At 71.7% G+C, this 19,163-nt stretch carries 20 protein-coding genes; 14 read left to right on the top strand and 6 right to left on the bottom strand.

All coding sequences use genetic code 11. From position 1 onward, the window contains the following. Positions 1-108: 108 nt before the first annotated feature. The gene (locus tag D9V36_RS36225) at positions 109-933 is read right to left on the bottom strand and encodes an MOSC domain-containing protein (RefSeq protein WP_129297487.1); all 825 of its coding nucleotides are present in this window, start codon (positions 931-933) and stop codon (positions 109-111) included. Between the two features lie 47 nt (positions 934-980). Then, a complete protein-coding gene (locus D9V36_RS36230; protein ID WP_129297488.1) occupies positions 981-1,430 on the bottom strand; it encodes a DUF6643 family protein in 450 nt (149 codons plus the stop codon). A 246-nt stretch (positions 1,431-1,676) separates the two neighbouring features. Between D9V36_RS36230 and D9V36_RS36235 the strand changes: the two genes are divergently transcribed. Then, on the top strand, positions 1,677-2,978 hold the full coding sequence (locus D9V36_RS36235) for a TerD family protein (RefSeq protein WP_129297489.1): 1,302 nt from the start codon (positions 1,677-1,679) through the stop codon (positions 2,976-2,978). Between the two features lie 21 nt (positions 2,979-2,999). Here the strand turns inward: D9V36_RS36235 and D9V36_RS36240 are convergent, their stop codons facing one another. Continuing rightward, positions 3,000-4,151: a glycosyltransferase gene (locus tag D9V36_RS36240; protein ID WP_129298926.1), complete on the bottom strand. Its 1,152-nt coding sequence runs from the start codon at positions 4,149-4,151 to the stop codon at positions 3,000-3,002. Between the two features lie 238 nt (positions 4,152-4,389). Here D9V36_RS36240 and D9V36_RS36245 point away from each other — a divergent pair, with 238 nt between their 5' ends. The 3 genes from D9V36_RS36245 (at position 4,390) to D9V36_RS36255 (ending at position 6,666) form a co-directional block, all read left to right on the top strand. Continuing rightward, positions 4,390-5,259, top strand: coding sequence for a glutamate racemase (locus tag D9V36_RS36245; RefSeq protein WP_129297490.1), 870 nt, complete (start codon positions 4,390-4,392; stop codon positions 5,257-5,259). A 138-nt stretch (positions 5,260-5,397) separates the two neighbouring features. Beyond that, the gene (locus D9V36_RS36250; RefSeq protein WP_129297491.1) at positions 5,398-6,015 is read left to right on the top strand and encodes a hypothetical protein; all 618 of its coding nucleotides are present in this window, start codon (positions 5,398-5,400) and stop codon (positions 6,013-6,015) included. A gap of 111 nt (positions 6,016-6,126) precedes the next feature. Then, positions 6,127-6,666 carry an NUDIX hydrolase gene (locus D9V36_RS36255; RefSeq protein WP_129297492.1) on the top strand — a complete coding sequence of 180 codons (540 nt, stop codon included), beginning with the start codon at positions 6,127-6,129 and terminating at the stop codon, positions 6,664-6,666. A gap of 128 nt (positions 6,667-6,794) precedes the next feature. Here D9V36_RS36255 and D9V36_RS36260 read toward each other — a convergent pair whose 3' ends face one another. Next, a complete protein-coding gene (locus tag D9V36_RS36260; protein ID WP_129297493.1) occupies positions 6,795-7,364 on the bottom strand; it encodes a hypothetical protein in 570 nt (189 codons plus the stop codon). Between the two features lie 285 nt (positions 7,365-7,649). On the opposite strand from D9V36_RS36260, the gene D9V36_RS36265 reads away from it, so the two are divergent. From D9V36_RS36265 to D9V36_RS36275, 3 genes are all read left to right on the top strand, one after another. Next, positions 7,650-8,444, top strand: coding sequence for a 3-hydroxybutyrate dehydrogenase (locus tag D9V36_RS36265; protein ID WP_129297494.1), 795 nt, complete (start codon positions 7,650-7,652; stop codon positions 8,442-8,444). Between the two features lie 142 nt (positions 8,445-8,586). Further along, entirely contained in the window at positions 8,587-10,770 is a 2,184-nt protein-coding gene (locus tag D9V36_RS36270) for a helix-turn-helix domain-containing protein (RefSeq protein ID WP_129297495.1), read from the top strand. A gap of 132 nt (positions 10,771-10,902) precedes the next feature. Then, complete coding sequence (locus tag D9V36_RS36275; protein ID WP_129297496.1) at positions 10,903-11,097, top strand: CsbD family protein; 195 nt, start codon at positions 10,903-10,905, stop codon at positions 11,095-11,097. Between the two features lie 172 nt (positions 11,098-11,269). Here D9V36_RS36275 and D9V36_RS36280 read toward each other — a convergent pair whose 3' ends face one another. Continuing rightward, positions 11,270-12,688, bottom strand: coding sequence for an MFS transporter (locus D9V36_RS36280; RefSeq protein WP_164993098.1), 1,419 nt, complete (start codon positions 12,686-12,688; stop codon positions 11,270-11,272). 203 nt (positions 12,689-12,891) lie between these two features. Here D9V36_RS36280 and D9V36_RS36285 point away from each other — a divergent pair, with 203 nt between their 5' ends. The 3 genes from D9V36_RS36285 to D9V36_RS36295 all read left to right on the top strand — a co-directional run bounded on the left by D9V36_RS36285 (position 12,892) and on the right by D9V36_RS36295 (position 15,271). After that, a complete protein-coding gene (locus D9V36_RS36285) occupies positions 12,892-13,146 on the top strand; it encodes a hypothetical protein (protein WP_129297497.1) in 255 nt (84 codons plus the stop codon). A 216-nt stretch (positions 13,147-13,362) separates the two neighbouring features. Continuing rightward, positions 13,363-14,376: a DUF4331 family protein gene (locus D9V36_RS36290; protein ID WP_129297498.1), complete on the top strand. Its 1,014-nt coding sequence runs from the start codon at positions 13,363-13,365 to the stop codon at positions 14,374-14,376. Positions 14,377-14,503: 127 nt separating this feature from the next. Next, positions 14,504-15,271 carry an SDR family oxidoreductase gene (locus D9V36_RS36295; protein ID WP_129297499.1) on the top strand — a complete coding sequence of 256 codons (768 nt, stop codon included), beginning with the start codon at positions 14,504-14,506 and terminating at the stop codon, positions 15,269-15,271. Between the two features lie 115 nt (positions 15,272-15,386). Here D9V36_RS36295 and D9V36_RS36300 read toward each other — a convergent pair whose 3' ends face one another. Continuing rightward, positions 15,387-15,824, bottom strand: coding sequence for a hypothetical protein (locus D9V36_RS36300; RefSeq protein WP_129297500.1), 438 nt, complete (start codon positions 15,822-15,824; stop codon positions 15,387-15,389). 256 nt (positions 15,825-16,080) lie between these two features. Here D9V36_RS36300 and D9V36_RS36305 point away from each other — a divergent pair, with 256 nt between their 5' ends. From D9V36_RS36305 to D9V36_RS36320, 4 genes are all read left to right on the top strand, one after another. Beyond that, complete coding sequence (locus D9V36_RS36305) at positions 16,081-16,383, top strand: hypothetical protein (protein ID WP_129297501.1); 303 nt, start codon at positions 16,081-16,083, stop codon at positions 16,381-16,383. Between the two features lie 152 nt (positions 16,384-16,535). Further along, positions 16,536-17,264 carry a hypothetical protein gene (locus D9V36_RS36310; protein ID WP_129297502.1) on the top strand — a complete coding sequence of 243 codons (729 nt, stop codon included), beginning with the start codon at positions 16,536-16,538 and terminating at the stop codon, positions 17,262-17,264. Positions 17,265-17,563: 299 nt separating this feature from the next. Further along, entirely contained in the window at positions 17,564-18,397 is an 834-nt protein-coding gene (locus D9V36_RS36315) for a hypothetical protein (protein ID WP_129297503.1), read from the top strand. Continuing rightward, positions 18,394-19,113: a class F sortase gene (locus tag D9V36_RS36320; protein WP_129297504.1), complete on the top strand. Its 720-nt coding sequence runs from the start codon at positions 18,394-18,396 to the stop codon at positions 19,111-19,113. The genes D9V36_RS36315 and D9V36_RS36320 overlap by 4 nt, the downstream gene beginning before the upstream one ends. Positions 19,114-19,163: the final 50 nt, after the last annotated feature.

The following is a 19,163-nucleotide window of genomic DNA, read 5'->3' on the forward strand; positions in this document are numbered from 1 at the left end:
CTGCGAAGAGCGAGCAACTTCACCCCGTACAAAGAGCGACAACCGGACGTATGGCGCATGACCGGGGGCTGCCCCGGAGCGACTGCGGCGGACGGTCGCGCGGGCTCGTCAGCCGAGGATCTCGAACGGGTCGCCGACCCGGATCGTGCCGACCCCGCGGGGGATCAGATTGCGGCCGAAGACCAGCCGGTCACCGAAGCGGCGATGCCGGGCGAGGGTGCGCAGCGGCTCCTTGCCGCGCTCGGCGGTGCGCTGGTCGGTGGTGGTGACCACGCAGCGTGCGCTGGGCTCGGCCGCCTCGAAGACCACCGTGCCGATGCGGACCCGGCGCCAGTCGTCCTCCGCCCAGGGGGCGGTGCCGTCCACCACCACATTGGGCCGGAAACGGTTCATGGGCAGCGGCCCCTCGTCGGCGTGATCACCCTGCGCGACAAGGGAGTTGAGGGCATCCAGCGACGAGGTGGTGGTCAGCAGCAGCGGGAAACCGTCGGCGAAACTCACCGTGTCACCGGGCGCTCCCCAGCCCGGGCCGAGGGGCCGGCGCTTCTCCGGGGCGTCCAGATACACCAGCCGGCACTCGGCGCCGAGATACCCGCCGAACCACGCGGCCGCCGCCGGACCGGCGGGCACCGCCTCGACCTCGTCCTTCCAGACCTCGACCGGGACCGTCTCCCCGGAGACGGGCACCTCGACCGTCAGCGGCTCCCTTCCGGGCGCGGTGCACCGCAGGCCGCCGCCCGGCAGCGCCTCGGCGTGCGCCAACGCGAGCGTCCGCTGCTGCCGTTGGGTGATCATCCTGCCCGCCGCGTCCACCAGCATCCAGCGTCGGTCCCCGGCGAGCCCCCACGGCTCCACGACCGCCTCACCGGGACCGGGCCCCGCCAGCGCTTTGACCGGGTAGAGGTGGATCGACTGGAGTGCGGGCTTCGGCATGCCGTCCATCCTGCCAGCGGCCTCGGACGGCTGACCGACCGGCCGGGTCAGTACCCGCGGGGATACTGCCGGCCGTACGGGTCGTCGTACGGCGAGGCGGGCCGGGGTGCGACCGGAGCGGCCGGCCGCATCGCCTCGTACCCCGTGCCCATGGGCGGGCGCTGGGGCTGCTGCTGTTGCGGGGACGGATAGCCGCGGCTGCCCGCCTGCTGCGGGATGTACGGCGCCGGAGCCTGCTGCAGCGGGGCGACCGGCTGCGCGGCGGCACCCGGATAGCCCTGCCCGGGCGACGGGTGGGAGGGCGCGGCCGGAAGAGCCGGCAGCGCCGACGGGAGCGCCGGCAAATAGGACGAACCCGTCTCGTAAGGGGAGGGGTTCACCCGGATCGGGGCGATCTGCGGCGTACCGCGTTCGGCGACGAGGCTGTCGTAGATCGGGGTGTCCGGGAAGGAGGGCGAAGCGTAGTAGCCGCCGTAGGTCGAGCGGGGGGAGGTCATGCCTCATAAGTTAAGCCCATGATGTGCCGATTGGGGAGCCTGGAAAGAGGGTTGTTTTGCGTGTTCGGAGCGGCCCTGGAGCGCTAATGGGAGCGAACTTGTGGAAATCGGTCGCGATCGCCCGTAGGGATCGTGTAAAGACCCCGCTTCTCGCAGGTGAACAAGGGACGTTCGGAGCGGTTCGGGCCAAGTAGGTTGGAGGGGCCACCGGAGAGGGGGCGCGGCGGACGAGAGGAAGGCGCGGCGATGTCGATGCTCAAGGGCGGCAATGTTCCGGTCCCGGCCCCGGAGGTGCGGGTGGAACTGGGCTGGCAGGCCGCCCCGGGGACTCCGGACGTGGACGCCTCCGCCCTGCTGCTGGTGTCCGGAAAGGTCCGCGACGACGGGGACTTCGTCTTCTACAACCAGGCCGCGCACGCCTCCGGCGCCGTACGCCACGAAGGCAAGCGCACGGCCGGCGGCGCGATGACCGACACCCTCACCGTCGCCCTGGCCGCGGTCGAACCCGCCGTCGACACGGTGGTGCTGGCCGCCTCCGCCGACGGCGGACCCTTCGAGAGCGTCCCCGGGCTGCACATCCGGGTGCTGGACGCGGCGAGCGGCGCCGAGATCGCCCGCTTCGACAGCCGGGACGCAGGACCGGAGACCGCCTTCGTGCTCGGCGAGCTCTACCGCCGCCAGGGTGCCTGGAAGTTCCGCGCGGTGGGGCAGGGCTACGACACCGGTCTCGCCGGACTGGCCACCGATTTCGGCATCAGCGTCGAGGAACCGGCGGCGTCGCGGCCCGCGCCGGGACCACCGGCCGCACCGGCTTCCGCACCGCCCGCGCCGGCGCCCGCATCGCCCGCACTGGCCCCCGCACCGCCGGCCCCTCCCGTTCGTCTGACAAAAGTCACCCTCACGAAGGACGCCCCCGCGGTCTCCTTGACGAAGCAGGGCGGCACCTCCGGGGCGATGCGGGTGAACCTCAACTGGAGCGGCGGCTCGGCGGGCAAGCGGCTCGGCAAGACGCTCGGCCGCAAGGCGATGCAGGCCATGGGCGCCCGCGGGGCGCTGCTGCCCCCGTCCGGCGAGCTCGACCTCGACCTGTGCGCCCTCTACGAACTCACCGACGGCGCCGCCGGAGTGGTCCACCCGCTCGGCAACAACTTCGGCGCCCTGCACGCCCGGCCGTTCATCCAGCTCGACGGCGACGACCGCACCGGCGCCGTCGCGGCCGGCGAGAACCTGACCATCAACCTCGACCACCAGGCACGCATCAAGCGCATCCTGATCTTCGTCACCGTCTACGCCGGCGCCCGCAGCTTCGAGGGCCTGAGCGCGACGGTCACCCTCCAGCCCCAGCACGGCGCCCCCGTCGACTTCTCGCTCGACGCCTGCACGGTGCCCTCCACCGTCTGCGCGCTCGCCCTGATCACCCACACCGGCGGCGAACTCGTCGTCCAGCGCGAGGCCCGCTACCTCGTCCCCGAGCCCGGCGTCAGCCCGCAGCGCACCGTCGATCACGCCTACGGCTGGGGCCTGGACTGGTCACCGGCCCGCAAATGACGGCGGCACCGGGGACACCGCTCAGGGCGCCGGATACGTCCGCCCCTTCCAGGCCGCACCGCGCCCCCGGTAGTGCTGCACCGCCGAGTCCACGGTCATCAGCAGATACAGCAGCGCGGTGAACGGCAGCAGCGGCGCCCACCACGGCCGCTGCCCGTAGTAGCGCAGCATCGGCAGATAGGTCCCGCTCATCACCGCCCAGGCCGCGCCGCCGAGCGCGGCGGCCGTCGTATCGCCGTCGGCCAGTCCGGCCGTCAGGGCGCAGGGCGGCGCCAGATACACCAGCGCGAGACCGAGGACCGTGCCGAGCAGCAGCAGCAGCGGCTGGTGCCTCAGTTGGGCGTAGGCGCTGCGCGAGACCATCCGCCACAGCTCGGCCGGCCGCGGATACGGCCGCACGCTGTCGACCCGGTCCGCGAGCCCGAGCCACACCGTGCCGCCGGAGCGCCGCACCGCACGGGCCAGCGCCACATCGTCGATCACCGCATGCCGGATCGCCTCCGGAATGCCCGCCCGCTCCGCCGCCTCCCGGCGCAGCAGCACACAGCCACCGGCCGCCGCCGCGGTCCGCGCCCCGGGACGGTTGACCCACCGGAAGGGGTAGAGCTGCCCGAAGAAGTACACGAAGGCCGGCACGATCAGCCGTTCCCAGAAGGTCACCACCCGCAGCCGCGCCATCTGCGACACCACATCCAGGTCCGCCGACCGCGCCGCCGCCACCAACTCCCGCAGACTGTCCGGCGCGTGCGCGATATCCGCATCGGTCAGCAGCAGGTACTCCGGTGCGACACGCTCCCGCGCCAGCGCGATCCCCTGGCGTACGGCCCACAGCTTCCCCGTCCACCCGGGGCCGGGCTCGCCGGGCGAGGACACCGTGAGCGGCAGCCCCCCGCGCGCGGCCGCCAGCTCCCTGGCCAGTGCGCCGGTCCCGTCCGTACTGCCGTCGTCGACCAGGAACACCTCCGCCCGGCCGGGGTACTTCTGCCCGAGCAGCGACGGCAGGCTGTCCGGCAGCACCGCGGCCTCGTCCCGCGCCGGGACCACCACCGCGACCGACGGCCAGCGCTCCGGATCCCGGCGTTCCGGAAGCCGGACGTCCGTCCGCCAGAAGAAGCCCTGCCCCAGCAGCAGCCACACCCAGGCCAGCAGCGACCCGGCACCGATCCACTCCATCGCGCTCACGGCCGCAGTCTGCCGCACCACGACCGGCGTGCACCGGTGATCGGGACGGTGTCACGGAACCCGGTACGGGAGGAGGACCCGGCGGCCGCCCGCCTGGGTCTCCGCCCGCCCGAGGCCGCGGCGGGCCGCCCGCCCGAGTTCCCGCCGGGCCGCCGCCCGAGTCCCCGCCGGGCCCCCGGCGCCGCGCCTGGTATGACAAGCCGGACGCACCACTGAGTAAAGTGTCCGGGTGAAGATCGCGCTGATGGACTCCGGGACCGGGCTGCTCGCGGCGGCCGCCGCCATGCGGCGACTGCGGCCGGACGCCGATCTGGTCCTCTCCTCCGATCCCGACGGTATGCCCTGGGGCCCCCGCACCCCCGACGACGTCACCGCACACGCACTGGCCGTGGCCCGCTCCGCGGCCGCCCACCGCCCCGACGCCCTGATCGTCGCCTGCAACACCGCCTCCGTGCATGCCTTGCCGGCCCTCCGCGCCGAGCTGGAACCCCAGGTCCCGGTCATCGGCACCGTCCCGGCCATCAAGCCCGCGGCAGCCGGCGGCGGCCCGGTCGCCATCTGGGCCACCCCCGCCACCACCGGCAGCCCCTACCAGCGGGATCTGATCGAGCGGTTCGGGCAGGGTGTGGAGGTCACCGGGGTGCCGTGCCCGGGGCTCGCCGACGCGGTCCAGGCCGCCGACGAGGCCGCGATCGACGCCGCCATCGCGGCCGCAGCGCAGCACACCCCGCGGGATGTCCGCAGCGTCGTCCTGGGCTGCACCCACTACGAACTGGTCGCCGAACGCATCCGCGCCGCGCTCCAGCAGCCCGCTGCCCCCGCGCTCGTCCTGCACGGCTCCGCCGAGGCGGTCGCCGCCCAGGCGCTGCGCCGCATCGGTGCCGAGCCGGCCCCGGCGGCCGCCCCGACCGGCGCCCTGAGCGTGATCCTCAGCGGACGCCCCGCCGGACTGCCGGCCGTGGCGCTCACCTTCGCCGAGGGCCGGCTGCTCGCCGAGAGCCGTACGGACATCCCCCCGGGGACCCCGGACGAGGGCGCCCCGGCCGCCGACGGGGTCGCGGCGGCCACCGACGGGGTCGCCGCGGCCGCCCGACGCTGACGCCGTACGACGCCGGCGGTGGCACCGCGACGACGCCGGCGGTGGCACCCGCCACGATGTCGGCGGCACCGCAAACCGGGCCGTGAACGGCCGTCCGACGCGCTGCCGTAGTGTGCAAAGACGCGTACGCTGCGTTTCATGAGGGACCACCCCCACGAGGGGGCAGCAGCCCCCGACGACTCCGGCACGGCCGAGGGCGCCGACAGCACAGCGCGCCCCGGCAGCGGCTCCCATGCGGAAATCCCCGAGGTCTGGCACGGCAGTGCCACCAACCGCGTCCAGTGGCTGCTGGCCGCGGTCGGTGCGGGCTGCCTCGCGCTGGGCATCGAGCTCGCCGTCGAGAGCAACTGGACCGCGGGCCTCGCGCCCCTGGTGATGTCGGTGGTCGGCTGTGTCGCGGTCGGCCTGCTGGTGCTCTTCGGCACGCTCGCCTACGTCCATGTCGCGGTACGTATCGACAAGGACTGCCTGGAGGTGCGGTGCGGCCATATAGGGGTGCCACGCCGCCGGATCCCCCTCGACACCGTCGTCGGCGCCGATTTCACCCCCCAGGTCACCCCGCGTCACTGGGGCGGCTGGGGCTACCGCTGGCGCCCCGAGCAGGGCACGGCGGTGGTCGTCCGCCGCGGTGAGGGTGTGGTGGTGCGGCTCGGCGACGGACGCGACTTCACCGTCACCGTCGATGACGCGGAAGGCGCCGTCCGGGCCATCCGGGGCCGGCTGCGGCCGCGCAAGGGGACCCCGGCGGGCGCCTGAACACCCGGCGGGCCGGGCATGCGGCCCGTCGTCCCCCGGCACTCCACGCGGCTTGTTCCCGGGGCCGCATGTGGGCCGTAGGGGCGGGAACGTGTCCCGTAGGGTCGGAGCATGGCAACCCCCGAATTCATCCGAGACCTCCGGAACTCCATCGGCCGGCAGCTGCTCTGGCTGCCCGGGGTGAGCGCGGTCGTCTTCGACGACCAAGGCCGTGTGCTGCTGGGCAAGCGGGTCGACACCGGTGGCTGGTCGGTGATCGGCGGCATCCCCGAGCCCGGCGAACAGCCCGCCGAGACCGCGATGCGTGAGGTCTACGAAGAGACCGCGGTGCGGGTCGTGGCCGAGGGCGTCGTCCTCGTCGAGACCATGCCGCCCACCCACTACCCCAATGGCGATGTCTGCCAGTTCATGGACGTGACGCTGCGCTGCCGGGCGGTCGGTGGCGAGGCGAAGGTCAATGACGACGAGTCGCTGGAGGTGGGCTGGTTCGCCGTGGACGCCCTGCCGGAGCTCGAGGAGTACGCACTGACCCGCATCAAGCGGGCGCTGGAGGCCGGGCCGACGTGGTTCCACACGATGGAGCCGGAGACGGAACCGGAGACGGAACCGGAGACGGAGGCGGAGGCGGAACCGGAGGGCCCGCAGGCCTGAGGAATCCGGCTCCGGGGTGCCTAGGCTCCGGGGCCCTGAATTCCTTCCTCTTGCCGGGTTTCTTCCTCCGCCCGGTTCCTTCCTTCGGCGGGGAGAGCCCGATGGCGGCTCCGGCGGACGGAGGAGGCCTACAGCTCCTCCGTCGACGGATCGTCCATCGGATCGGAGGGCTCACCGGGAATCGACGGCAGCTGGGATCCGTCCGGTCCACCGGGTTCCCGGGACTGCCCCGGGGCGGAGGGCTGATCGCCCGGCTCCTCGGTGTGCATCTCCCGCCTGTCCTTGCGGCAGGCCGTGATCCAGGTGCCGGTGGGGCCGCTCTCGTACTGGCAGGACCAGCCCCGGACGGCCAGGGTGCCCCGGTCGTCCCGGGCCTCGTGCGGCGCCCGCACGAAGAACTCGGACATCACCCGGCGGGCCTCGTCGCAGCCCACGGTGCCGCCGGCCCCGGGATCCGCGTAGAGGACGACGTCTCCCGCCTTGCCCAGCGCGTCGGGGAGCTCGCCGCAGTCCATCGGCTGCCCGGGGATGGTGGGGGAGGCGGAGCCGGCGCCTTCGTCCGGAGTTCTGCCCGGTGCCGGACCGTTGCCCGCGGCGGACGACGCCGCGGCCGTCGGGCTCCGGTCGTTCTCCGCGTCCCCGCAGCCCGCCGCGGCCAGGGCGAGCAGCACCGTCGGCACGGCGATGAGCCTCCGCATGTCGGTCTCCCTCGGGGCGGCGGTGGGCGGATGGGGCGGCGGTGCGCAGACGGCACGCCGCGTCGTACGACGCTAGGGGACCGGCGGAGGGCCGGCGATCCGGGGCGACCGATCGGGTGAAGCGGGCGGGTGCCGGGACGGCGGCCCGCGGCCCGCGGCCCGCCGTGTCGGGTGCGGTGCGCGGGAGGGCACCCCAGCTGACGTGGGCCGCCGCCACCTCGGGCCCGTGAAGTATGGCGCCGGGGCACATCGGAGCCGGACCCGTCCGCTGCCTAGGGTGCGGACATGACCGTGATCGGCACACCGGGCCCGGTATCCCTCGACCTCGACGGCCGCACCGCGCTCGTCACCGGCGCGGCCAGTGGCATCGGACGCGCCTGCGCCCTGCGGCTGGCGGCGGCCGGCGCCACGGTACGCGCGCTCGACCGGGACGCCGACGGCCTGGCCGGCCTCGTGGCGGCCCACCCGGACGGCGCCCGCGGCGGCATCGAACCCCGGCCGCTGGACCTCACCGATCTGGACGCGGCCGAACGGGCCGCGGCCGGCATCGATCTGCTCGTCAACAACGCGGGCATCCAACTCGTCCGTCCCATCGAGGAGTTCCCGCCCGAGGTCTTCCACCAGGTGCTGACCGTCATGCTGGAGGCGCCCTTCCGGCTGCTGCGGGGCGCGCTGCCCCATATGTACGCGCAGGGCTGGGGCCGTGTCGTCAACATCTCGTCCGTGCACGGCCTGCGGGCATCCCCCTTCAAGTCCGCCTACGTCGCGGCCAAACACGGCCTCGAAGGGCTGTCGAAGACCGCCGCCCTGGAGGGCGCCGCGCACGGTGTCACCAGCAACTGCCTCAACCCCGGCTATGTCCGCACCCCCCTCGTCGAACGGCAGCTCGCCGACCAGGCGGCGGCGCACGGCATCCCCGAGGAACGCGTACTGGCCGACCTCCTGCTCGCCGACTCCGCCCTCAAGCGGCTGCTCGAACCTGAGGAGGTCGCCGAGGCCGTCGCCTACCTCTGCACCCCACAGGCCTCCTTCATGACGGGCACCTCACTGGTGATGGACGGCGGCTGGACCGCGCATTGAGCGGTCCGCCGGGACGGTACCCGGCTCGCGGTTGCCGGCTCGCGGCAACCGGTTCCCAGCTCCCGTGTTCCCAGCTCCCGTGTTCCCGGTTCCCGCCCGCGAGGCTGGCGCACCGTGACGCACCGAAGGTATCCCTGTGAGCATGCCCACCGATCAGCCTGCGTCAGAGCCGCCCGCCGGGCCCGGGGACGCGTCCCCGCCGGCCTCCGCCCCGGCCGATCCGCCCGCCTCCGCCCCGGCCGAGAACCTCTTCCTCGAACTCCTGGCCACCGGCGCCCCCGCCGAGGACTACGAGCGGCCGGTGCTGCGCGCCCGGGCCGAGGGCGCGTCGGCCGGCCGTCTCGCCGCACTGGAGCGGGCCAAGCTCCTCGCGCTGCGGGTACGTGCCGAGCTGGAGGACCGCCGACGGCGCGAGGCCGAGCTGTCCGCGCTCTACGCCACCGCGCACGACCTGGCCGGGCTGCGCGACCTCGACGCGGTGCTGCGTGCGATCGTGCGCCGGGCCCGGTCCCTGCTGGGCACCGAGGTCGCCTACCTCACCCTCCACGACACCGCCGCCGGCGACACTTATATGCGGGTCACCGACGGCTCGGTCTCCGCGCGGTTCCAGCAGCTGCGGCTCGGCATGGGCGAAGGACTCGGCGGGCTGGTCGCACAGACCGCCCGCCCGTACGTCACCGACAGCTACTTCCACGACGAGCGGTTCCGGCACACCCGCACCATCGACTCGGGCGTCCACGACGAGGGCCTGGTGGCGATCCTCGGGGTCCCGCTGATGCTCGGCAGCGGCGTGATCGGCGTCCTCTTCGCCGCCGACCGCCGCGAGCGGGTCTTCGAACACGGTCAGATCGCCCTGCTCGCCGCCCATGCGGCGCATGCCGCCGTCGCGATCGACACCGCCAACCTCCTCGCCGGGACCCGTAAGACACTCACCGAACTGGAGGCCGCCAACGAGATCATCCGCGACCGCAGTGCGGCCATCGAGCGCGCCTCGGACATCCACGACCGGCTGACCGAACTGGTGCTGCGCGGAGGCGGGGTCGTGGACGTGGCGGACGCGGTGGCGGAAGTCCTGCACGGCGAGGTCGAGTTCGCCGAACCCGGCCGGGCACCGGCCGAAGCGCTGGACCGCTCGCGCGCCGACGGCCACGCCGTACGGGAGGGCGCCGAATGGGTCGCGGCGGTCGGGGCGGGCGGTGAGGTCCTGGGCGCCCTCGTGCTGCGCGGTCACCCGGCCCTCGACCCGGTCGACCAGCGCACCCTGGAGCGGGCCGCCATGGTCACCTCGCTGCTCCTGCTCGCCCGGCGGACCGCCGGCGAGGCCGAACAGCGCGTGCGCGGCGAGCTGTTGCACGACCTGCTGGACGCCGCCGACCGCGACCCCCGCCTCCTCGGCGAGCGCGCGGCCCGGGTCGGCGCGGACCTCGACGCACCGCATGTCGTCCTGGCGGCACGGACCGACGGTCCACCACCGGGACACGGAGATGCTGTACCACCGGCGTACGGAGTCAGCGCGCTCCCGGCACAGGGAGACAGCACGCTCGCGGCGCACGGAGCGCCGATATCCGATCGCGACGCCGCGTCCCCGTCCAGGGCCACCTCCCCGCCCAGGGCCACCTCCCCGCCCGGCGCTGCCTCCCCACCTGATGCCGGCTCCCCGCCCCACGGGGCCTCCCCGCCCGGCGGCGCCGACCGCCGCCGCCTGTGGTCGGCGGCCTCCCATCTCGCCGCGACCCGCCATGGGCTGGCCGCCGAACGGGACGGCGGCGCCGTTCTGCTGCTGCCGCTCGGCTCCGACGGGGACCCGGCGCACACCGCCCGTGAGATCGCCGCCCGGCTCGGGGCCGCGCTGCACCAGCCCGTCACGGTCGGTGCCTCGGCCCCGGTCCCGGCCCCCGCCGCCCGCCCCGCGGCGGTCGCGGACGCCTACGCCGAGGCCCGGCGCTGCCGGGAGGCACTGCGGGTACTGGGCCGGTCGGGCCAGGGCGCGGCCGCCGCCGACTTCGGCTTCCTCGGCCTGCTGCTCGCCGACACCCGCGATGTGGACGGCTTCGTCCACCGCACCCTGGGCGCGGTCGCCGACTACGACGCCCGCCGCGGGACGGAACTGCTGCGCACCCTCGACGCCTACTTCACCTGCGGGATGAGCCCGGCCCGTACGAAGGACGCCCTGCATGTCCACGTGAACACCGTCGCCCAGCGTCTGGAGCGGGTGAGCCGGCTGCTGGGCCCCGAATGGCAGACCCCGGCACGCGCCCTGGAAATCCAGCTGGCGCTGCGGCTGCACCAGCTGTCCTCCGTCGTGACGCGCGATACCGGCGGGTAGCAGGGGACGGTGCTCCGCGCCGCGCCCGCGGCCGGTCCGTACCGATGGCCGCCTCCGGGTGCGAGCCGTCGCGACCTGCGGCAGCGTGGTGGCCGAAGCTTTCCCCCTTCCCACCGCACAGAGGAGTTCGTCATGGGTGACAAAGGCGCCATGGACAAGATGAAGGGCAAGGCCAAGCAGAAGGCCGGCAAGATCATGGGCGACGAGCGCATGAAGAGCGAAGGCCGTACGGACGAGGCCAAGGGCAAGGCCAAGAGCGCGATGAGCGACGCCAAGGAGAACACGCAGGGGATGAAGGACTCCCTGAAGGGCAAGAACCACTCCTGACGCCCGGCGGGGGCGTGGCGGACCTGCTGCCCCGTCTCCCGGAGCGTCCCCGGGCCCGCCACGCCCCCGCCGAACATCAGGTTCCCCGGGCCCCTGGGGCCTGTCTTCAATGTCCCGCCTGGGCTTACGGGCGAACGACGGGACTTTGAAGACAGGCCCTCGACCGGCTCCGTCAGGACGGTACGGCCGATGACGTTCCGCCGTCCGCCGCTCCGGCTCCCGCTCCCGTGCCCGTCGCCCGGAGCGCACCGGCCGCCGTCGTGCCGTCCACCGCGGCGAGATCCCGGCTGCGGGTCTCGCGCGCCATGCCCACCGCGAGCAACGTCAGCAGGGCGGCTGCGATGACGTACAGGGCGATCGGCGTCGGGCTGTCGAAGTCGGCGAGCAGCGCGGTCGCGATCAGCGGAGCCGGCGCGCCGGCCGCGACCGAGGAGAACTGGGCCCCGATCGAGGCGCCCGAGTACCGCATCCGGGTCGCGAACATCTCCGCGAAGAAGGCCGCCTGCGGCGCATACATCGCACCGTGGAAGACCAGCCCGACGCTCACCGCGAGCAGCAGCGCCCCGAACCGGTGGGAGTCCACCAGCGCGAAGAACGGGAACGCCCAGACGGCGACACCGGCCGCGCCCAGGAGGTAGACCGGCCGGCGCCCGATCCGGTCCGAGAGCGCGCCCCAGGCGGGGATGACCGCGAAGTGCAGCGCCGAAGCGATCAGTACGGCGTGGAGGGCGGTCTGCTGTGACAGCCCGGTGTGCGCGGTCGCATAGACGAGCACGAACGCCGTGATCACGTAGTACGAGATGTTCTCGGCCATCCGTGCGCCCATCGCGATCAGCACATCCCGCCAGTGGTGGACGAGCACCGCCACCAACGGCGGCTTCTCCACCGCGGCACCCTCCGCCCGCCGTTCCGCGGCGCTCGCCAACGCGGCCTTGAACACCGGCGATTCATCCACCGAGAGCCGGACCCACAGCCCCACGATCACCAGCACGCCCGAGAGCAGGAACGGCACCCGCCAGCCCCAGGACACGAACGCCGCATCCGACAACACCGCCGTCATCACCGACAGCACACCGGTGGCCAGCAACTGCCCGGCGGGTGCGCCGGTTTGCGGCCAGGACGCCCAGAACCCGCGCCGCCGTGCGTCACCGTGCTCCGACACCAGCAGCACCGCGCCGCCCCACTCACCGCCCAGCGCGAACCCCTGGACCAGCCGCAGCACGGTCAGCAGCACCGGCGCCGCGGTACCGACCGTCGCATGCGTCGGCAGCAACCCGATCGCGAACGTCGCGCCGCCCATCATCAGCAGGCTCAGCACCAGCAGCTTCTTACGCCCCAGCCGGTCCCCGTAATGCCCGAACACCAAGGCCCCCAGGGGCCGCGCTGCAAACCCCACCGCGTAGGTCAAAAACGCCAACAGCGTCCCGACGAGCGGATCGGAACCGGGAAAGAACAGCTTGTTGAACACCAGCGCCGCGGCAGACCCGTAGAGAAAGAAGTCGTACCACTCGACGGTGGTGCCGATCAGGCTCGCGGCGACGATGCGCTTGAGGTCGGCGGGCGGCGGGGGAGCGGTTGCTGCGCGGGCCATGGGCACCACTTCCAGGCGGGTACGGGTACGGGGCGTTGCTGTGTCGCCACACCGTAGAAACGCCCAGGTCGTGCGCACATGTGGCGGGCCGCCACACTTCGGGGCGCGACCATGCGGGCGGGCACCATGACGGAGTACCGGGCGGAGCCGGGGCGTCGGACCCGGCCCCACCTCCTCACCTCCTCCCGCCATAGGCTCCTGCCATGGGAATCTTGCTTGCAGTGGTGTACATAGCGGTGGGAATCGCCGTGCTGTTCGATGCCGGCGGTCTGATTCACCGCAGATGCGAGCGAGTGCAGAAGAAAGCGGCCGAGCGCCACCGCGAAATGCTCTGGGCGAACGGACGCCTCGAGACGCCTTACGTACCCGTGCCCTTCGCCCGCCCCGGACTCCTCCGCGCCATGGGGCTTCCCATCGCTCTCCTGGGCGGCCTGCTCCTCCTGCTGCATCTCGACTGACCGCTCATCAACAGGGGCGTGAAGGGGCAGCGGCGCCGACCATTCAAACAACCCGGCCTCATGCCATGAATCCCCTCGATTCGGCAGCATTCATGCTCCAATGTCCGGGCTATGCCTGACAGCCCGCCTCGGCAGGGAAAGGGAACGCGCGTTCCCCGGCGCCGGCTCTTGTCCTGGCCTTGGCGGTAGGCCCATCCCGGCGAAAGGACCTGCAGGATGTCGAATCACTTCACCGGACTCAGTCTTGGCGCACCGCTCGGGGACCAAAGGCTCGACCTCTGTGACCTCTACGCGTTTCAGTCCCCCGCCGATCCGGCGAGGACGGTGCTCATCCTCAACGCGAACCCGAATGCCGATGCGTTGCATCCTGATGCCGTCTATCGCGTCAACATCGACAATGACGGAGACTGTCTCGCCGACATGGCGATCAGTTATGTGTTCTCTCCGCCGCAGGACGGCCGCCAGACCTTCAGCGTCTTCATGGCGACAGGCGAGGAGGCCCGCTCGGCCGAAGCCGTCGGGCAGAAAGTCGTCACCGATGCGGAGGTGTCGTTCGGCACCAGGGCGAACCGTGTCACCTCCGGTCCCTACACGTTCTTCGCCGGAAGTCGAAGCGATGCCTTCTTCTTCGACTACGACGGGATCAAGAATCTCTTCGACACCACCGGAGGAAGAAACTTCACCGCGCCGCATCTCGGTGGCGCGTCACCGTGGACCGGTGTCGACTCGAACACGGAAGCCAATGTGTTCTCGACGGTGGTGGAACTGCCGACGAGTGAGCTCCGCGCCGACCCCGAGATCCGTATCTGGGGCCGGTGCAGTGTGCGGAAGGACGGCCGACTCGTCCACGCTGACCGTGCGGGACATCCTTCGGTCAGCAGTTTCTTCAACACCGACGAGACGAAGGAGGAGTACAACGCCGGCGAACCGGTGAACGATCGTGAGCGTTGGGCCGATCTCTTCGTCCATCTCATGGGGCACACCGGCAACTACACACGGGAAGAAGCCCTCGCGGCGATTGACGCCGACCGCATTCTGCCCGACATGCTGGCTTTTGACCCCTCGAAGCCCGCGCAATATCCCAACGGCCGTGTCTTCACCGACGACGTCATCAATTACCGTCTCTCCTTCCTCTCGAAGGGCGACATCCCACCCACCGGGCTCACACCGCACACGGACCTTCTGCACGAGTTCCCCTACCTCGGAAACCCCCACTCGAAGGGGAACTGATCCCGCGACGACGGGGTTCGACCCGGTTGTACGGCCGGCCTCTCGGCGGAGCCCGGCGGGAATACGTGGGTGGTGGCGTCCGTTGAAGGATGTCGACCCACTTGTTCTCTACCTGATGAGGCGTTCGATGTCCGTGCTGTCCACCACCTCCTCCCCGGCAGGCCCGTCACCTCGCCGCCATGAGTTAGCCGGCCGTGTAGTCGTTCTGATCGGCGGTGGTTCGGGGATCGGGTTGCGGGTGGCGCATCAGGCTGCCGCGGCAGGAGCGAAGGTGGTGCTGGGAGGCCGTACACCGGAGAAGCTGGCTGCCGCGGCACGAGAGGTGGGGGAGGCGGCCACCTGGCAGACGGTGGACGTGACGGACCCTCATTCCGTCGAACTGTTCTTCCGTGCCTGTGATCGGGTCGATCACGTCTTCACGACCGCGGCGTCCTACCGCGTCGGGCCGATGCTGAAGCTGGACGATGCCGACGCGGCGAGTCCCTTCACCTCCAAATTCTGGGGGCAGTACCACGTGGCCAAATACGCCGCGCCGCTGCTGCAGCCCGACGGCTCCATCGTCCTCATGTCCGGTGCCGCGGGGGCGCGGCCCCCGGCGCCCGCTCCCGCCTACGCCGCATGCAATGCCGCCATCGAAGGACTCGGGCGGGGACTCGCGGTCGAACTCGCTCCGGTGCGGGTCAATGTGATCTCGCCGGGCACCGTCGACGGCAACCTCTGGGCACAGCGACCGGCTCACGAGCGTGACGCCAGCTTCACGCAGTACCGCAACGACACCCTGCTGCACCAGCTCGGCACCGAGGACGAGATCGCCCATGGAGTCCTGTTTCTCTTCACCAACGGCTACATGACCGGTTCAACCATCTATCCGGACGGTGGCTACACGCTGCGCTAGCCGCTGCCGGGGGCGGCGTCAGGTGCCTGCTCGTGCAGTGGGGCGCCGACCCGCTTTCCCTGATGAACGGCCCGGCATCCCACAGGGGGAGACGCCGGGCCGTGCGGGCTCGGGGTCACAACTTCGGGCAGAGGTTTGTGTGCACGGCCACGACGATCTGGGCGGCCTTGACCTTGCCGAAGCCCTGGGGGTGATGGGGCGAAGTGAACCGCTTCTCCGCCATGCTCGCCTGCTTCGACGTGTCCTTGGGGAAGTCGTGGATCGTTTGGCACTGGTTGCGTCCGCGGTCGAGGGCTTTGGCCTCCTTGCCGTGGACGATGTCCGGGTCGATGCCGGTCAGCGCGCGGATGTAGGCAAGTCGCATCGCGGCGTCCGGCTCGGGCGGGATACCCGCGGAGGCTTCGGCGCCCGCAATGTCCTTGGTGGAGGGGGCACTCGGCGCCGCGGTGGGTGTCTTCTTCGGTGCTGCGTCGGTGCTGTCGTCGCTGCTGCACGCGGTGAGCGCGGCGGTCAGGACGAGTGCGGTCAGTGCGGTGGCGGCGGTGCGCTTCACGTGTTCCGGCTCCCGAGTGGATGGCTGATGGCACCGGTGTGACCGCCGAGACCGGGTGAAGGTTGTGTGGTGAACCCTGGTCGCTCCTGGAGGTTCGTCAACGCTGCGGCGGTCACCTCGATCGGCAGGGCCGCCACATCTGCGAAATGTGCACTGACGCTCCATTCCGGGCTGCCAGGTGCCCCAGATCCTGGCGGTGGAAAGCGCGGGCAAACACCTTTTCGAGTGCATGCAAAAGTAGGCTCGTGATCGGCTCATGTCGTCCGCCGACGGCTGCTGTGTCGTCAAGGCGACGAAGGCGCTGAAAGGTAAGGACGGGAAGGAGGCAGGGCTCTCCTGGCAGCAGGGCAGGGGTGTCAAGTCGGCCTTCAAGGACGCCAGAGGCCATGTGGGAGAGGCGGCCGGCGCCGAGGTGGGATGGACGGAGCCGCTGAAGCGGTACGCGGAGAACGAGACCGGGCAGCGTTCGCTGCTGGGCGACGGTGAGCAGGCGCCGTCCGCCTACCATGTCGACCGGCGCGGCCTCGATCCGTCCGGCGTGGAGGCGACGTTCGGATGATCCGGGAGGGCGCGGTGCTTCGCGCCGGGCACCACGCGTCGTCCTCGGAACGGCCGGGCCCGACGCCGCCGCGCGGTTGCGCATAAGGGCCGTGGAGCATGTGACGGGCCGTCGGACGGCCCTCCGGGGCACAGGTGAAGGGACTTTTCAGGGTGAGTGACGACCGGCAACCGGTGACGGGCGGCATGGCGCAGCAATGGGGCGGAGGGGCGACGGGTGCCACGGTGGCGCCGCAGACGCCCCCGAAGCAGCCGAGCCTGTCCGAGGAGGCTGCTGCCCATCTCAGGCCGGGCGAACGGTCGACGGGGACTTTTCTGCTGCAAGTGGATGACCTGCTCCCGCCCAGGCTGCCGAAGAAGTACCGGCCGGGCGTGCGCCGCGGCGTCGATCTGCGGGCTCCGATCCGCTGGGTGGTCGGTGCGACACCCCTGCCCTGGCTCATCCCGGACTCCTGGAAGCGGCTGCAGTGGCTTGTTGAGGGCGATGACTTCTCCGATCACGTCGAGCGTGGCTGGAGCAGGTTCTACCGGTGTCTGCGACGCCCGTTTCACGGGTGGTCCTGGGGCGGCGGGTACCGCAGTATGGCCGGAAGCCTGCTCATCGCCGTACGCAACGCGTACGACTCGGACGGCGAGAACGACGATTTTCTGCTGGTGGTCACCAACCAGCGGCTGCTCGTGCTGAGCGAGCCGATGACGCTGTCACGGCACATGCCCGCCCGTCTGCTGGAGGAGTTCCCGCGGGAGGCGTTTTCTCAGCGGCAGCACCCCCACCCGCCGCGGCAGGAGTTCCGGGCCGATCTCGCCTTCGGCGACGGTTCGTGGATCGCTCTGAAGACCGGCAGGATCGCGCAGACGAAGACGCTGAAGAAGGTGTTGTAACGGCGGGGGAGGAGTTGGCCGCGCGAGCTGCTGTGTTTTGTGGGTGCCGGGTGCCGGGTGCCGGGTGCCGGGTGCCGGGTGCCGGGTGCCGGGCCGCCGGACGGTGACCTGGTTGCCGGTGCGGCGTCGGCGCCATCGAGGGGCCCGGGAGAGCGGCGTCAAAAGTTTTTCAACGATCCACCAATCCACGGGCGTTGCGGTTCCGAATCACGGCAGACACCTCGTCGAGGTGTCGGTCTCGAACCCGGACGACGTGTGGTCTCCCCCTCCCCGCGGAGGCCGCCGGAAAAGGATCGAACGTGATAGCCAAGCGCACCAGCCGCCTCGCCGCACTCCTCGCTCTGCCCGCCGCCCTGGCCCTCACCGTGGGCGCCTCGTCCCAGGCCGCCGCCGAGGGCACCGGAGCGTTCCAGATCAATCTGGCACAGCTGAACGACTCCGGTTCCAAGGGCACGGCGATGCTCAGCCTCCAGGGCAACCGGCTGACGGTGAAGATCGAGTCCGAGGGACTCGTACCCGGACAGCCCCACGCCCAGCACCTCCACGGCTCCACCGATGGTCATGACTTCCACTGCCCGGACGCGAGCGCCGATACGAACGGCGACGGGGTCATCGACAACACCGAAGCCACGGTCGACTACGGCAACATCAACATCTCCCTCACCACCAAGGGACCCACGGACATGATGAGCGGTCTCGCCGTCGACCGCATGCCCGTGGCGGACGCGCAGGGAAAGCTCTCCTACCAGCGCACGCTCACCGTCTCGCAGGCCGTGGTCGACCACATCAAGGACCTGCACATCGTGCAGCACGGTATCGACCGCAACAACAACCAGAAGTACGACTTCGACGGAGCGGGCAAGAGCGAACTCGATCCCAAGCTCCCGCAGGAGGCCACCGCTCCGACCAACTGCGGTGAGGTCAAAGGCGCTGCGGTGGGGTCCATACCGGTCGGCGGGGTCGAGACCGGGACCGGGCCCTCCGAGGAGGAAGGGGTGCCGTTCGCGGTGCTGGGGGCCGGGGGCGCCGCCTTCGTGGCGTTGACCGGTGTGCTGGCCGTCATGCGACGGCGGAAGTCCGTGCTCGCCGTCGGGCGGCCCGGGAGCAACGGAAGCAACGGGAGCGTCGCATGAGCCGTCGGAGCGAGGAGGGCGGGATCACCGTACGGCGCCGGGGCCACCGCGTCCTCGGCTGCGCGGTCGCCGCGGCGTTGGCGAGCGTGCTCGTCGCCGGGTGCGGAGGACAGGAAACCGCGTCGCCCCCGCCGGTCCCCGCGGGGCAGCCGCCGGCCCAGGGCGGGGACGCCTCCCAGGGCGGGGACTCGTCCCAGGGCGGGGGCGCCTCCCAGGACCGAGCGACGGGTGAAGGGTCCGGGAGTCAGGCTGCCGCGAGTATGCCGAAGTCTGCTCCGCAACGGCTCTCCATCCCGTCGCTCCAGGTCTCCTCCACTCTGGAGACGCTGGGACAGCACAAGAACGGGGCCATGGAGACCCCGCGCGATCCCGACAAGGCGGGCTGGTACCGGCCGGGGCCGACGCCCGGCTCCCAGGGACCCGCCGTGATCGCGGGCCATGTCTCCTGGAACGGCAAGCCGTCGGTGTTCGAGAAGCTGTCGACGATGAAGGCTGGTGACACCATCGAGGTCGCCCGGCAGGACGGGAAGACCGCGAAATTCACGGTGGACCGTGTCGCCCAGTACCCGAAGGACAAGTTCCCCACGGTCGAGGTGTACAAGAACATCGACCATGCCGGCCTCCGCCTGATCACCTGTGGCGGCCGGTACGACGAGGGCCGGCACTACTACCCCGACAACGTGGTGGTGTTCGCCAGCCTCACGGGCAGTGCCTGAGCCGAACCCCTGAGAACGGGCCGGCGGTCCGGCGCCCCTTACGGGAGGCC

The sequence above is a fragment of the Streptomyces lydicus genome, from assembly GCF_004125265.1.
Classification (GTDB): Bacteria; Actinomycetota; Actinomycetes; order Streptomycetales; family Streptomycetaceae; genus Streptomyces; species Streptomyces lydicus_C.

Coding starts and splice junctions, on each gene's coding strand:
- D9V36_RS36225 (WP_129297487.1), bottom strand. CDS start 933: ATGCCGAAGCCCGCACTCCAGTCGATCCACCTCTACCCGGTCAAAGCG.
- D9V36_RS36230 (WP_129297488.1), bottom strand. CDS start 1,430: ATGACCTCCCCCCGCTCGACCTACGGCGGCTACTACGCTTCGCCCTCC.
- D9V36_RS36235 (WP_129297489.1), top strand. CDS start 1,677: ATGTCGATGCTCAAGGGCGGCAATGTTCCGGTCCCGGCCCCGGAGGTG.
- D9V36_RS36240 (WP_129298926.1), bottom strand. CDS start 4,151: ATGGAGTGGATCGGTGCCGGGTCGCTGCTGGCCTGGGTGTGGCTGCTG.
- D9V36_RS36250 (WP_129297491.1), top strand. CDS start 5,398: ATGAGGGACCACCCCCACGAGGGGGCAGCAGCCCCCGACGACTCCGGC.
- D9V36_RS36255 (WP_129297492.1), top strand. CDS start 6,127: ATGGCAACCCCCGAATTCATCCGAGACCTCCGGAACTCCATCGGCCGG.
- D9V36_RS36260 (WP_129297493.1), bottom strand. CDS start 7,364: ATGCGGAGGCTCATCGCCGTGCCGACGGTGCTGCTCGCCCTGGCCGCG.
- D9V36_RS36265 (WP_129297494.1), top strand. CDS start 7,650: ATGACCGTGATCGGCACACCGGGCCCGGTATCCCTCGACCTCGACGGC.
- D9V36_RS36270 (WP_129297495.1), top strand. CDS start 8,587: ATGCCCACCGATCAGCCTGCGTCAGAGCCGCCCGCCGGGCCCGGGGAC.
- D9V36_RS36275 (WP_129297496.1), top strand. CDS start 10,903: ATGGGTGACAAAGGCGCCATGGACAAGATGAAGGGCAAGGCCAAGCAG.
- D9V36_RS36280 (WP_164993098.1), bottom strand. CDS start 12,688: ATGGCCCGCGCAGCAACCGCTCCCCCGCCGCCCGCCGACCTCAAGCGC.
- D9V36_RS36285 (WP_129297497.1), top strand. CDS start 12,892: ATGGGAATCTTGCTTGCAGTGGTGTACATAGCGGTGGGAATCGCCGTG.
- D9V36_RS36290 (WP_129297498.1), top strand. CDS start 13,363: ATGTCGAATCACTTCACCGGACTCAGTCTTGGCGCACCGCTCGGGGAC.
- D9V36_RS36295 (WP_129297499.1), top strand. CDS start 14,504: ATGTCCGTGCTGTCCACCACCTCCTCCCCGGCAGGCCCGTCACCTCGC.
- D9V36_RS36305 (WP_129297501.1), top strand. CDS start 16,081: ATGTCGTCCGCCGACGGCTGCTGTGTCGTCAAGGCGACGAAGGCGCTG.
- D9V36_RS36320 (WP_129297504.1), top strand. CDS start 18,394: ATGAGCCGTCGGAGCGAGGAGGGCGGGATCACCGTACGGCGCCGGGGC.